The organism is Arthrobacter sp. D2-10, from assembly GCF_054161285.1.
On record NZ_CP096431.1, the window covers coordinates 63,786 to 76,820 of the forward strand.

Sequence of the window (13,035 nt, forward strand, 5' to 3'; positions counted from 1 at the left end):
AACGCCGTGGTGAAGCCGTACTTCGATGCTGACGGCCCTCTTGCCCTGTCACACCGCGGCTTCTCACGCGATGGCTGTGAGAACACCCTGGTCGCTATGGAAGCGGCCATCGACCTTGGTTTCCGGTACTTGGAGCTGGACGTACGCACTACACGCGACGGTGTCGTCGTCGTCTTCCACGACGAGCGCCTCGACCGGGTGACGGACGGGACCGGGCGGGTAGCAGACCATACCTTCGCTGAACTGGATGCAGTACGGGTCCGCGGTCGCGAAAGGATTCCCACGCTGGCCGAAGTGCTTGAGCGGTGGCCGCACGCGCGGTTGAATATCGATGTCAAAGATGACTTCTCTGTGCAGCCGTTTGCGGAGGTCATCGAAGCGGCCGGCGCCCATGACCGCGTGCTGGTTGCGTCGTTCTCGGATCGGCGTCGACTCAGGGTGCTCAAGCGGCTGAGTCGGCCGACAGCGTCGTCGGCCGGGATGGCTGTCAATGCGGTGATCAAGGTTCTCTCTCCGCTCGGTCTCGCGCAGTGGGTGGCGAGGCTGACGCGTGTTGACTGCCTACAAGTTCCGCGTCGATACCGAGGGCTGCCGGTGGTGACGCGCGCCTTCGTTGCACGTTGCCGTGCCGCGGGCATTCCCGTCCATGTCTGGACGATCAACGATCGTTCCGAAATGGAAGAATTGCTGGATCTGGGGGCCGGAGGACTGGTTTCCGACCGGGCCGATGTACTGGCGGGAGTAATGCGGCGTCGGGGGTATTGGCCTAACAGTTAGTGCACTAACTGTTAGGCATATACTTGATGAAGGCGATCGAGCCCACCATCAGGAAGGCATCACACATGGCGGAGAAAATGCCGTTGTCGCATCGGTTTATGCGGGCGACGGGTCGACTGCGAATGTTCTTCGGTCCAGCAGATCAGGGCGGGTTGGACGGTCCGATCAAATATGCCGATGGTGCCGCCCATCAGCAGCGCCAGCAGGAACTGCAGCAATGGGACGTGGTTCGGAATGCTGATGGCTCGACCTACCTGGTGAAGCGCGGGGAGGACAAGGTTGACTGACACCATCACGCAGTCGCCCCGTAAGTCGTCGGAGGGATCCTCCGAGAATGTGCCGACGGATGATGACCTGCTCCTTGAGCGACAGCTGTGTTTCGCCCTGTCGGTCGCATCGAGGAGCGTTATCGGCGCGTACCGCCCGGTACTGGAGGAACTAAACCTCACCCATCCGCAGTATCTCGTGATGCTCGCGCTTTGGGAGAGCAGCCCACGAAGCGTGCGCGGAATAGGAGAGGCGCTCGCGATGGAGCCGGCTACCCTCTCGCCGATGCTCAAGCGTCTTGAGGCGAATGGGCTTGTGACGCGCCAGCGGGTGGTCGGCAATGAGCGGGCGCTCGCCGTCGGCCTCACCGGAGAGGGCAGGGCACTGCGGGAGCGTGCGCTGTCCGTTCCCGGCACCATGATGGCCAGGCTTGGGTTGTCACGGCAGCAGGCAGAAGACCTCAACCGGATGATGCGCGAAGTCATCGACGCTGCGCACGGCGCCTGAGACTAGAGGACAGGATCCGAGATCGACTGCAGGTAGTTCAGGGCATGCGGGCCGTACTCGCGCATTGATTCGTCATCGGCGTGGATGAGCAGGCGCAGCCAGGAGGCGTACCGGTTGAGGCGGCCAAGCTGGAGGGCCGGAACAAGCGCCTCCCTCAGGGCGGGGAGCGGCGCGTAAGCTGTCCACCGCTCGAGGTAGGCGGTCAGTACCCTGCGGACGCGGGCGTCGTCGGTCCCGGCCTCCCAGTCCTCCATCATGATTCCAAGGGGGACGTAGAGCGAGCTGAACGGATGGGCCCAGTAGGAATCCCCGAAGTCGCAGAACCGCAAGGGGTCCGTGCTTGAACCCGGTATGAAGGCGTTGTTGGGGTGCAGGTCGTTGTGCTCCAGGGACAGGGGCACACCCAGTCCGTTCAGCACGGCGGCTGCGTTTTCGATGGCGGGCACGCTGGCGTAGACACGATCCGCCTGTTCGGCGCTCAGGTACAGCGGATGGTTCTCGGGAAGTCCGCTGTGGAGGAGTAGCTGGTTACTGACGAAGTTGCCCGCAATTCCGGGCTCCAGTGAAGCAAGCCCTGCTCCCGCCAAACGTTCCCTGTGCGGAGCCACCTGCTGCTGCAGCTCCGCGAAATCTGTGACCACCCGCGCCCACAGGGCGTAATCCGAGGACTTCAGGGTGGCGAGGGTGGCCCCATGATCCGCGGTGAGCATCCAACCCCTGGTCGGCTCGATGGCCAGGGGCGCCACGACGCGCTCCGGCGCCAGCTCGGCCAGCGCCGCAACAATCGACGCTTCCTGGAACTGACCCGGATTATTCTCCTTGAACCAAAGCTTTCCGTGGTCCGTGGGAAAGGTGAGTTGCACTGACCAGAAGCGGATCCGCGGCTTACTCATCGGACCCGTTTGCTCGATATTGAGGGTGGCCAGGACCTGCGAGACCCACGACTGCGCCTTCGACTGCCAGTCAGCACTTCTCCAGAGATCGACCGGGTGCGCGGCGGGGGTAGTCACCGGATTATTGTGCCACTCAGCGCGGCGTCCACGGCCGCTTCGGCGTGAATCGCCGTCGTTGGAAACAGTGGGACGTTGGCGTCTTCCTGCGAGATCAGCAGTTCGATCTCGGTACAGCCCAGGATTACCCCCTCTGCGCCGCGCGACGCCAGGTCGGCGATGATTCGCTGGTACTCCTTCCGGGAATCGTCGGATACAGTTCCCACGCAGAGTTCGTCATAAATAACCCGGTGTATGAGTGCGCGGTCCTCCTGGTCAGGAACGAGCACCTGCAGCCCATGGGCGGACAGTCCGTCACGATAAAAGTCCTGATCCATGGTGAAGGCCGTTCCCAGCAGGCCCACCGTCGTCGTGCCTGTCTTCTTCACCGCGCTCGCCGTCGCGTCGAGCAGGTTGATGAACGGAATACTGATCGCCTGCTCAATCGCAGGAGCCACCTTGTGCATGGTGTTGGTGCACAGCACGAGCAGTTCGGCGCCGCCACGTTCGAGTTCAACGGCAGCCGCTGCCAGGGCAGCACCGGCCTCTTCCCAGCGACCGCTGACCTGTTTCTCCTCGATGGGGGCGAAGTCAACCGACCTCACGAGGCAGTCGGCAGAATGGAGTCCGCCGAGTCGGTCCCTGACCATCTCGTTGACCAGGCGGTAGTACTCCGCCGTGCTTTCCCAGCTCATGCCCCCAAGCATGCCGATGCGCAACATCATCCCATTCTGACAGGCGGGTCCGGCGCGGGACCACGGTAGGCGAGGATGGCCCGTCACAGCAACGGCCCACCTCCCGAAGGAGGTGGGCCGTTTGCCTGTCGTGGGGTGCTAGCTAGCGACCGTCACGGATGCCATCGACGTCGTCGGTGTCGATCTGCTCCTTGCGAACTTCCTCATTGACGGTGTGCTGCTCAGTGACGGTTTCCTTGTCGAGGCGAACCCGCTCCACAGGAACGGCTTCCTTCTCGACGACCGGGCGCTCCTCGTGGAGAACAACTTCGTGCTCTTCCTCGCTGATGGCGGGGCCGGCGTAGGCTTCGTCCCGGTTGGCGTCAGTGATCGGCTCGCGTTCGATGCGGACCTCTTCGCGCTGCACGGGAACCGTCTTGGTGACGTTCTCCGTGACGACGTACTTGCGCAGGCGTGCACGGCCGGCCTCACGGCGCTCCGTACCGACGTGGAGCTGCTCCTCGGAACGGGTCATCGCGTCGTCGGTGGTGGGACCGGACGTGTCGTGTCCAACGGTGGCACGGTCGGACTCGTAGTCAGTGCGGCTGGAGTCGTAGTCACCGGTGGTGCCGGTGGTGTAGTTGGCGCTGTCACCGTCGTATCCGTCGGCTCCACCGGCCGAGATGCCGTAGTAGCGGTAGAGCTCACTCTCCTCCTGCTCGCTCAGGTGGCCGTCCGGTGCCACGTTGGGGGCATCCTTCACCTTGGCTTTGGAGTAACCGATGCGAACGTCGTGACCCTCGAGCGAGGCTCCTTCGAGGGGTGCGAAGGATTCGTTCGAGCCGAAGAGGCCGGTGTTGACTGTGACCCAGCTCGGGTTTCCGGTGTGATCGTCGACGTAGATCTGCCCGACTGAGCCGATCTTGTCGCCGTCGTTATCGATGACCTTGCCGCCGGATTCGAGGATCTGCGAGATGTTGTCCTGGGAAATCATGTTTTTCTCCTTTTCAGTGGTGGTGCATGGGTACTGCGATGGGAGTTCTGCGATCAGACGCGGTGTGCGCCGGATTTATTGGGTTGGTTCGTGGCCTTGGCCTTCTCGGTAGCTCCCTTGAGCTGCTGCGAGGCCGAGGGTGAGTTCTGGGCCTCGGCCTTGAGGCGGGGCGCTTCCTCTTCTGCCTTGTTGAGGTAGTGCTCCCAGCGCTGGGACATCGGCTTGATCAGGCCACCGCCGACGCCGACGATGATCACTCCGACAACCGCCGAAAGGACGGCGATGAGGATAGGGGTGGTGACGGTGGTAGCGATTTCCACCTGGTTCAGGGCGGCGATGATGCCCAGACCGAGGATGAAGATGCTAGCGATGTTCGCCAGAACTTTGCCGTAGGAGAGCCCGCCGAGGGTGTTCTGGATGAGGCTCTTGACCGCTGCAGCGATGGCTGCAGCAATGATCACGATGATGATTGCAACGATGATCTTCGGCAGGAAGGCAATGATGCCACGCAGCAGGTCGCTGACCGGATTCGGTCCGAAGACCCCGAAGGCGAACTGCAGGACGAACAGAACGAGCGTGTAGTAGACGATCTTGGCGATGATGTCGCTCGCGTCCAGTGAGGACTTCGCAAGCGCCTTCTTGACTCCGCCGCGCTCGACGGCCCGGTCGAAGCCGACCCGCTCGAGGAGCTTGGACAGTGCCTTGGAGATTGCCTTGGCGATCAGCAGCCCGACAATCAGGATGACCAGGAACAGCAGCAGCTTTGGAACGAATTCCACGACCGTGGCCAGGCCGCTTCTGAGGTTTTCTTCCATCAATGCCTCCGAGGTGGGGAACATCGGCCGAGCCCCGGGGAGACAACATGCCGATCTGGTGTTCACACACTAGCCACAAAAACGGGTAATAGGAAGCGTACTGATTACTAGGTTGCCGTGGTATACCCTTCGGAGCTTGTGAGAATTTACCCGAGTTTGGACGGCCGCGTGCCGTGGTCTTCCGCCTCAATCTCGTCGGGCCCGGCGACGTGTTCGCTACCCCGTACCCGCGCAATTGCGCTCATTCCGTGGAAAATAAGGAGCGTCGCCGCAGTCCCCAGCGCAATTCCCTCGAAGGTCAGCGCACCGACAGTCCAGGTGAAGTTGGCAATGCCCACCACCAACGCGACGCCCGCCGTCGATAGGTTGATTGGATTCGAAAAATCGACCCTGTTCTGGACCCAGATGCGCACCCCGAGGATGCCGATCATGCCGTAGAGCACGACGCCGGCACCCCCCAGTACGCCGGCAGGAACCGTTGCGATGAGCGCCCCGAACTTAGGGAAGAGGCTGAGGAGCACAGCGATGATTCCGGCGACCCAGTAGGCGGCGGTTGAGTACACGCGTGACGCGGCCATGACGCCGATATTCTCGGCGTACGTGGTGGTGCCGGACCCTCCGCCGGACCCCGCGAGGACGGTAGCCAGGCCGTCCGCCATGAGTGCGCGACCTGTGATCGGATCCAGGTCGCGGTTTGTCATTGCGGCAACCGACTTCACGTGGCCAATATTCTCAGCCACCAGAACAAGGACCACCGGCACGAACAGCCCGACCACGGAAAGGTGGAATTCCGGCGTCATGAACGCCGGCAGGCCGAACCACGCGGCATCGTTGATCGCGGTGAAGTCCACTTCACCGCGCAGTACGGCTACGAGGTACCCGACCAGCACGCCGATGAGGATGGACAGGCGGCCCAAGATCCCCTTGAAGAGCACGGTGACCAACAGGATCGAGGCGACCGTGACGAGAGCGGTCACGGGAGCCTGCTCGAAGCTGGCTTTCGCGGTCGGAGCAAGGTTGAGGCCGATCAGGGCGACGATCGCACCCGTGACGATTGGCGGCATCAAGACCTGAATCCACCGCGCGCCGGCCCAGTGGACCACCAATCCGATCAGGGCCAGGACGACACCTGCCATGACAACGCCACCCAGTGCGCCCGCCGGACCGTGTTGACTCTGAGCCGCAGCGATCGGCGCGATGAATGCGAAGCTCGACCCGAGGTAACTGGGGACCCTGCCTGCCGTGATGACCAGGAAAAGCAGGGTCCCCAGCCCCGAGAAGAGCAGGGTGGTGGACGGCGGGAAGCCGGTCAACAGCGGCACCAGGAACGTTGCACCGAACATCGCAACAACGTGCTGTGCGCCGATGCCGACGGTCCGAGGCCAGCTCAGCCTCTCATCGGGTGCGACGAACCGCCCTGGCTGCACGTTGCGACCGTCTCCGTGCAGCGTCCAGTTCGTTCCGAGTCTGCTCATGGCGGTGCCTTCCGGGGATTGGGGGATCTCCGGAAATCCTACGCGAGAAAGGCCCCCGGGAGGTCAGGCGATTACACCGTCCACCAGGGCTTTGGCTTCCTCCTGCACGCGCCTTAAATGGTCCGCGCCAAGGAAAGACTCTGCGTAGATTTTGTAGACGTCCTCTGTTCCTGAGGGGCGCGCAGCGAACCAGGCATTCTCGGTGGTGACCTTGAGCCCGCCGATCGGCGCACCATTGCCGGGCGCTTCAGTCAGGCGTGCGGTGATTTCTTCCCCCGCCAGGGTGGTCGCTGCCACGTCCGACGGCGACAGCTTGCCCAGCGCCGACTTCTGTTCCCGCGTAGCGGCGGCATCAATTCGCGCGTACACGGGGGAACCGAATCGCTGGGTAAGACCCTCATAGTGCTGCGACGGGGTGCGCCCGGAGACAGCCGTGATCTCCGCCGCAAGGAGCGCGAGGAGAATGCCGTCCTTGTCGGTACTCCAGGCTGAACCATCATGGCGGAGGAAGGACGCGCCGGCCGACTCCTCTCCGCCGAAGCCCACTTCACCGGACACGAGCCCGGGAACAAACCACTTGAAGCCGACCGGAACTTCCTCGAGCACCCGGCCAAGATCAGCGGCGACTCGGTCAATGATCGACGAGGAGACCAGTGTCTTGCCGATCATCGCGTCCTGTCGCCACTGCGGGCGGTTCCGGTACAGGTAGTCGATGGCGACGGCGAGGTAGTGGTTGGGATTCATCAGGCCGGAATCCGGGGTGACGATGCCGTGGCGGTCCGCGTCGGCGTCGTTGCCTGTGGAGATGTCGTAGTCCGTTGCCCGCTTGATCAGCGAGGCCATGGCGTGGGGGGAAGAGCAGTCCATGCGGATTTTCTCGTCCCAATCGAGGGTCATGAACGCCCATTGCGGGTCGACGGTTGGGTTCACCACGGTGAGGTCGAGGTTGTGCCGCTCGCCGATGGCACCCCAGTAATCGACCGATGCCCCGCCCATGGGATCAGCACCGATGCGCACGCCCGCACTTCGGATCGCTTCAAGGTTCAACACATTCGGCAGATCTTCGACGTAATGCTGGAGGAAGTCATACGTACCGATGGAGTCCGCCTGCTGGGCCTGGGCGGTGGGGAGGCGCTTGACATCACGCAGGTCATTCTCGAGCAGTTCATTGGCGCGGGCTGCGATCCAGTTGGTGGCGTCGGAGTCCGCGGGCCCGCCGTGAGGTGGGTTGTACTTGAAGCCGCCGTCGGCAGGGGGATTGTGCGAAGGAGTGATGACAATGCCGTCTGCCCGGTCCGTTCGTGAACCGTTGTAGGCAAGGATGGCGTGCGAGAGAGCCGGGGTGGGCGTGTAAGCGCCGCGTGCGTCGATGCGAACGGCCACGTTGTTGGCAGCGAGCACCTCGAGGGCCGTGTTCTGGGCGGGTTCTGACAGGGCGTGCGTGTCCTTGCCCATGAACAGCGGGCCGGTGATTCCTTGGCCTGCCCGATACTCAACTATCGCCTGTGTGATCGCGGCGATGTGGCCTTCGTTGAAGGATGACTTCAGGGACGACCCGCGGTGGCCGGACGTCCCGAAGGCTACCCTCTGGGCCGGATCCGTCAGATCGGGTTTGGAATCAAAGTACGCGTCCAGAAGGGCGCCTACATCAACGAGGTCGCTGGGTTGGGCAACGGTGCCTGCTCGATTAGCCATGGGACCAAGCATGCCATCGTGTGCCATCTGCTGGGTGGGATGACCGCAAATTTCGTCACCTCGCGCGGTTATCCCGTCCTTTCGAGCATCGAGTGGGCGCTGGCAACCTTCGTTCGGCTTGAGAGTTGTCCTCGGCGCCCACTCGATGCGGGGTGGCCATCAGCTCGGCGAAGTCCTTCAAATGTGACCCTTGACACGTGTCAGGTGCGGCGAGTAGCGTTCCTAACACGTGTTAGAAAGGATCGACGATGACGTCCACGCAATCATCCGGGCAGGGCAACTCCACTCTCGCCCGAGCCGGCGACCTGTCACGGCGCACCCTCCTCGGAGCCCTCGGCATCGGCGCCGTTGGGGCAACGGTTGGCGCCTGGCCGAGGCTCACCGGCGCCGATATCCCCGGCCGAAACAGCACAGCACTCAACGTGGCGATCCTGGGTACCTCGGCCGACGCCGCTGCCCGCCAGGCCCTTGTCGACGAGTTCACGAGCCTGCATCCGGATATCCCGGTTCGCATCCAGGCAATCCAGGGCGCTGACTGGCGTGACTTCTTCTCCAAGATCCTCACCATGGTCGCTGCCGGGAACCCGCCCGACGTCGTCTACGTCGCTACCGAGGGCGCCCAGCTGTTCGCCAAGAAACTGGCCGAACCGCTCGATCCCTATCTGACGCGCGACGCCGCGGACATTCAGGAGTACTTCCAGGACGTCCACCCCAGCCTCATCGAGGCGTTCATGTACCGCGGCAGCCTCTACCAGCTGCCGCTGGACTGGAACGCCGCCAACATGTACCTGAACACCAGCGCCCTCCAGCGCGCAGGGCTCGACAGGCCAGCCGACGACTGGACCAACGAGGACTTCACGGCGGTCATGCGCGCCATGAAGTCGACGACGGACGGCAGCTTCACTCCCTACTACTGGACCAACCGCCTCTTCGGCGGAGTGGTCCCATGGCTGTACGCGAATGACACCAGCTTCCTCGCGGAGGAGAAGGCGACCGGAGGCGACTGGTTTTGGGACCGCTTCTACTCGAAAGACCCCACCCGATCCCTTCGCAGCGGCGGCTATCTCTGGGAGACACCGAACGCAGAGGACCCCCGGGTCATCGAGACCTTCGATTACCTCCGGGAACTCGTCGCGGAAGGCCTGGGTGTGCGGCCTGAGGGAGGCGGCGGCAACGCACTGGTTGGCCTCTTCGCCAGCAGCCGTATCGGCGCAACCCCCGCCGGAGGCTACTGGGTGCAGGGTCTTCATGAGGCCGGCATGGGTGCCGATGACTTCGACGTCCAGTTCTTCCCCCGCTGGCGCACCCAGAGGCACCAGTTCGGTGCTGCGGGCTACGCGATCATGCGTACCGCCAAGGACAAGGACGCAGCCTGGGAATGGGTGAAGTTCTGCGCGTCCAAGCCCGCCATGGAGCTTGCGTTCCCGACACCTAACACCACGCCTACGCGGCGCTCAATGGTGAACCAGTTCCTGTACGCATCGACTGGACCGGAGCACTGGAAGGTCTTCTACGACACCCTCGACCGCTTCCCGACCTCCGGACCCATTCCCGCCCCACCCCAGCAGGCCGCTGTGGAAACCGCCCTTATGAAGAACGTCTCGGTTGCTGTCAGTGGGTCGTCCGCCCAGGTGCGCTCCGCGATGGGAAGCCTGCAGCGTGACCTCGAACTGGCACTGAGGAGCAACCAATGAGCGCCCCAACACTCAAAACCCCATCCAACCCGACGACGACGGCGGCACCCGCGGCACGAAAACGGTCCGCACGGCAGAACAAGTCCATGGCGGAACGCCTGATTGCACCGCTTTTCCTCGCCCCCACCGTGATCGGCATGGCCATCTTCACGATCGTGCCCATCCTCGCCTCAGTCCTGCTGGCCTTCTTCCGCTGGAACATCATCTCCGCCCCCGAGTTCGTGGGATTCAGCAACTTCGCTGACATCGTGAGCGACCCAACCGTCCGGGTCTCCTTCCTCAACACGATCGTCTTCGTGATTGTGGCGGTGACGCTGCAGCTCGGAATTGCCATGGTGCTCGCCGTCGCAATCCAGGGCAGGATGCCCAACTGGCTGCGGGTCTTCTTCCGTTCGGCCTTCTTCTTCCCACTGATCCTCTCGGCAGCATCCGTGTCCATCTTCATGGGCTACCTGTTCAATGAGCAGTTCGGCGTCGTGAACTGGATGCTCTCCGTGGTCGGCGTTCCGGCGGTTCCGTGGCTGACCACCTCAGCTGGGGCCGCCGCCGTCGTCGTGCTGGTGTATGTGTGGCAGAACTTCGGGTTCTCGTTCCTGCTTTTTGTCGGTGGGCTGGCTTCAATACCCAAGGAGCTTCACGAGGCCTCAGCCCTCGACGGAGCCACCGGGTGGCGGCAGTTCGTCAATGTCACCCTGCCGCTCCTGAGCCCCACCGTTCTGGTGGCTTCCGTCATGGCGATCATCAGCGCCCTGCAGGTGTTCGACCAGCCATACGTCCTGACCCGCGGCGGACCTGGCGACAGCACGCGGACTGCGGTGATGGTCATCTTCGAGTCGGCGTTTCAGCAGCTCGAGTTCGGACGGGCCTCCGCCATCGAGCTGGTGCTCATGATGCTCATCATGGCCATCACAGCTCTCCAGTTCCGGCTCAGCCGCCGATTCGTCTTTTACCAGTGAGGAACCCGAGCATGAGCACCCTGATCCAACCCCGCAAGACCCGCCTGCCCCGTCCCGGCACCGCCGTCCGGATCGCCGTCCTCCTGGTGGCCGCAGCACTGACGCTCGGCCCGGTCCTGTGGACACTGTCCACGTCGCTCCGGACGCCGTCGGAGTCCTTCAACCTCCCCCCGCAGTTCCTGCCGCTCAACCCCGACTTCTCCTCCTACGCCCAGGTCTTCCAGCAGGTAAACATGATCCTCCTGGTGCTGAACAGCGCCCTGGTGACCCTCCTGATCGCCGTAGGGCAGATGACGACGGCGGCGCTCGCCGGCTACGCCTTCGCCCGCCTGAGCTTCAAGGGCAAGAACGCACTGTTCTCGATTGTGCTGGCCACCATGATGGTTCCGGTACAGGTGACGATCGTGCCGGTTTTCATGCTGATCCGCGGCATGGGACTGTCCGATACCCTCCTGGCGCTGATCCTTCCCGCCATCCCCACCGCGTTCGGTACCTTCCTGATGCGGCAGTACTTTCTGGGACTGCCGAATGATTTCGCGGAGGCGGCATCCCTTGACGGCGCTTCCCCGTGGCGCACGTTCCGTTCCGTCTACGCACCGCTGGCAGTGCCCGGGATGGCGATCGTGGGCATCCTGGCCTTCAACTTCCACTGGAACGAGTTCTTCCGGCCACTGATCCTGACCATCTCCCAGGAGAACTACACCCTCCCGCTTGGGCTGGTCACGCTGCAGGGCAACCTCGGCACCGGCAGCATCTCCGTTGTGCTTGCCGGCGTCATCCTCTCCATGATCCCCGCGCTGGTGGTCTTCATCTTCGGCCAGCGAACCCTTCGCGAAGGCCTGACCGCCGGCGCCAGCAAGTAGTAACGAAAACACACGCAAAGGAACTCTGTGAACTCCCTCGTACCTCCCGCCGTCGCCGTCGATCGGGCCTTTCCGGCCCTTCATCCCCGACCCCGTCAGGGCTGGCTCAATGACCCGAACGGCATCTGCTACCGCAATGGGCGCTGGCATGTCTTCTTCCAGCACAATCCGGACTCTGCCCGGCATTCCGCTATCGCGTGGGGCCACGTCAGCTCATCGGACCTGCTGAGCTGGGACATCGAGCCTATTGCGCTTCGGCCGCAGGCCGGCGGTCCCGACGCGGCCGGCTGCTGGTCCGGTGTCATGGCCGACGACGACGGCGTCCCCACAGCCGTATACAGCGGCGTTCAGGACCACAGCGGAAAGTCACAGGTCACCCTCGCACGTGGTTCCGCTGACCTGCGCACCTGGACGCAGGGCGGAGAGGTGGCTGCCGGCATGCCGGCTGATCCTTCGGTCACCGACGTTCGCGATCCTTTCCTCTTCAACTGGGGTGGTACCCGGTATGCCATTCAAGGTGCCGGCCTCTCGGACGGCCGCGGCGCCCTGTTGCTCTACGACGCCACGAACCTCTCAGCCTGGACGTACCTGGACATCTGGTTGACCACCGGACATCCCGCCGCGGCCCGAGCGCAGGCGAACATCTGGGAATGCCCCCAGCTGGTTCAAATCGACGGTCGCTGGGTTCTGATCGTCTCCCTCTGGAAGCGGCAGAACGGAGCACATCACCTTTCCGGTGTGGCGCATCTGATCGGTTCCATGAACGACGACGGCGCAGGTCGCCCCATCTTCGAACCGGACTCTTGCGCATCGACCGATGATGGGCCCGACTTCTACGCTCCGCAGGCCGTCCAGACCGAGGACCGTGTTCTGCTGTGGGGTTGGTCCTGGGAATCGCGGACTCCCGAGGAGGTCGACGCTGCGGGGTGGGCCGGAATGCTCACCCTGCCGCGGGAGCTGCGGATTGTCGGTGACTCATTGGTTGTGGAACCCGCGCGGGAACTGGTGGGTTACCGCCGTCGTGTGCTTGAGTCCAGTGCCGTGACGGATCTGCCGTCGGCAGCAGAGGCTGTCGTCTCGCCGCGCGGGGCCGTGCGGGTGGCGCTGAACCTGGTGTCGCCGTCGGGCCTCCGTGAGGTGTATGCGGCGGAAACCGAACGTGGCCTACGGATCCTGATCGATGCGTCGATCGTGGAGGTCTACCGGGAAGGTTCCACCGCTGTGACGTTCCGCGCCTATCCCGCGCCGGATGAGGAGTGGCAGCTGACCGTCTCCGGCGATGCCGGGATCGAAGCATGGGAACTCGGTTTGCCGTAGCCGCCGAGCAGG

Annotated in this window: 13 protein-coding genes; 7 read left to right on the plus strand and 6 right to left on the minus strand. The window is 63.5% G+C overall.

The annotated features are described in order from the left end of the window. The first annotated feature begins 6 nt into the window (after positions 1-6). Genes M1D74_RS00345 through M1D74_RS00355 form a run of 3 tightly spaced genes read left to right on the plus strand, consistent with a single transcriptional unit; the run spans position 7 to position 1,551 of the window. Entirely contained in the window at positions 7-777 is a 771-nt protein-coding gene (locus tag M1D74_RS00345) for a glycerophosphodiester phosphodiesterase (RefSeq protein WP_458116128.1), read from the plus strand. A gap of 26 nt (positions 778-803) precedes the next feature. After that, positions 804-1,064: a hypothetical protein gene (locus tag M1D74_RS00350; RefSeq protein ID WP_309070796.1), complete on the plus strand. Its 261-nt coding sequence runs from the start codon at positions 804-806 to the stop codon at positions 1,062-1,064. A gap of 4 nt (positions 1,065-1,068) precedes the next feature. Beyond that, positions 1,069-1,551, plus strand: coding sequence for a MarR family winged helix-turn-helix transcriptional regulator (locus M1D74_RS00355; protein WP_375164421.1), 483 nt, complete (start codon positions 1,069-1,071; stop codon positions 1,549-1,551). Positions 1,552-1,553: 2 nt separating this feature from the next. On the opposite strand, the gene M1D74_RS00360 is transcribed toward M1D74_RS00355, so the two are convergent. The 6 genes from M1D74_RS00360 to pgm form a co-directional block, all read right to left on the minus strand. Then, complete coding sequence (locus M1D74_RS00360; RefSeq protein WP_309124142.1) at positions 1,554-2,561, minus strand: aminoglycoside phosphotransferase/kinase family protein; 1,008 nt, start codon at positions 2,559-2,561, stop codon at positions 1,554-1,556. Then, on the minus strand, positions 2,558-3,235 hold the full coding sequence (locus M1D74_RS00365) for an aspartate/glutamate racemase family protein (protein ID WP_458116129.1): 678 nt from the start codon (positions 3,233-3,235) through the stop codon (positions 2,558-2,560). Before M1D74_RS00365 ends, M1D74_RS00360 begins: the two co-directional genes overlap by 4 nt. A 142-nt stretch (positions 3,236-3,377) precedes the next feature. Then, positions 3,378-4,208, minus strand: coding sequence for a DUF2382 domain-containing protein (locus M1D74_RS00370; RefSeq protein WP_458116130.1), 831 nt, complete (start codon positions 4,206-4,208; stop codon positions 3,378-3,380). Positions 4,209-4,261: 53 nt separating this feature from the next. Continuing rightward, positions 4,262-5,023, minus strand: coding sequence for a mechanosensitive ion channel family protein (locus M1D74_RS00375; protein WP_458116131.1), 762 nt, complete (start codon positions 5,021-5,023; stop codon positions 4,262-4,264). Between the two features lie 146 nt (positions 5,024-5,169). Then, positions 5,170-6,498, minus strand: a complete 1,329-nt coding sequence (locus tag M1D74_RS00380; RefSeq protein WP_309070801.1) for a uracil-xanthine permease family protein — start codon at positions 6,496-6,498, stop codon at positions 5,170-5,172. Between the two features lie 63 nt (positions 6,499-6,561). After that, on the minus strand, positions 6,562-8,193 hold the full coding sequence (pgm, locus tag M1D74_RS00385; RefSeq protein ID WP_309070802.1) for a phosphoglucomutase (alpha-D-glucose-1,6-bisphosphate-dependent): 1,632 nt from the start codon (positions 8,191-8,193) through the stop codon (positions 6,562-6,564). Positions 8,194-8,441: 248 nt separating this feature from the next. On the opposite strand from pgm, the gene M1D74_RS00390 reads away from it, so the two are divergent. From M1D74_RS00390 to M1D74_RS00405, 4 genes are read left to right on the plus strand one after another with little or no spacing between them, the layout of a single operon-like run. After that, on the plus strand, positions 8,442-9,887 hold the full coding sequence (locus M1D74_RS00390) for an extracellular solute-binding protein (RefSeq protein ID WP_458116132.1): 1,446 nt from the start codon (positions 8,442-8,444) through the stop codon (positions 9,885-9,887). Further along, positions 9,884-10,843, plus strand: a complete 960-nt coding sequence (locus tag M1D74_RS00395) for a carbohydrate ABC transporter permease (RefSeq protein ID WP_458116133.1) — start codon at positions 9,884-9,886, stop codon at positions 10,841-10,843. The genes M1D74_RS00390 and M1D74_RS00395 overlap by 4 nt, the downstream gene beginning before the upstream one ends. Positions 10,844-10,854: 11 nt before the next feature. After that, entirely contained in the window at positions 10,855-11,706 is an 852-nt protein-coding gene (locus M1D74_RS00400) for a carbohydrate ABC transporter permease (protein WP_458116134.1), read from the plus strand. A 27-nt stretch (positions 11,707-11,733) separates the two neighbouring features. Then, positions 11,734-13,023, plus strand: coding sequence for a glycoside hydrolase family 32 protein (locus M1D74_RS00405; RefSeq protein ID WP_309124145.1), 1,290 nt, complete (start codon positions 11,734-11,736; stop codon positions 13,021-13,023). The last annotated feature ends 12 nt before the right edge of the window (positions 13,024-13,035 follow it).

What these genes read in the sequence shown, in the direction of transcription:
- M1D74_RS00390 (WP_458116132.1), top strand. Translation starts at nt 8,442, where the DNA reads ATGACGTCCACGCAATCATCCGGGCAGGGCAACTCCACTCTCGCCCGA.
- M1D74_RS00375 (WP_458116131.1), bottom strand. Translation starts at nt 5,023, where the DNA reads ATGGAAGAAAACCTCAGAAGCGGCCTGGCCACGGTCGTGGAATTCGTT.
- M1D74_RS00400 (WP_458116134.1), top strand. Translation starts at nt 10,855, where the DNA reads ATGAGCACCCTGATCCAACCCCGCAAGACCCGCCTGCCCCGTCCCGGC.
- M1D74_RS00370 (WP_458116130.1), bottom strand. Translation starts at nt 4,208, where the DNA reads ATGATTTCCCAGGACAACATCTCGCAGATCCTCGAATCCGGCGGCAAG.
- M1D74_RS00365 (WP_458116129.1), bottom strand. Translation starts at nt 3,235, where the DNA reads ATGAGCTGGGAAAGCACGGCGGAGTACTACCGCCTGGTCAACGAGATG.
- M1D74_RS00350 (WP_309070796.1), top strand. Translation starts at nt 804, where the DNA reads ATGAAGGCGATCGAGCCCACCATCAGGAAGGCATCACACATGGCGGAG.
- pgm (WP_309070802.1), bottom strand. Translation starts at nt 8,193, where the DNA reads ATGGCTAATCGAGCAGGCACCGTTGCCCAACCCAGCGACCTCGTTGAT.
- M1D74_RS00395 (WP_458116133.1), top strand. Translation starts at nt 9,884, where the DNA reads ATGAGCGCCCCAACACTCAAAACCCCATCCAACCCGACGACGACGGCG.
- M1D74_RS00380 (WP_309070801.1), bottom strand. Translation starts at nt 6,498, where the DNA reads ATGAGCAGACTCGGAACGAACTGGACGCTGCACGGAGACGGTCGCAAC.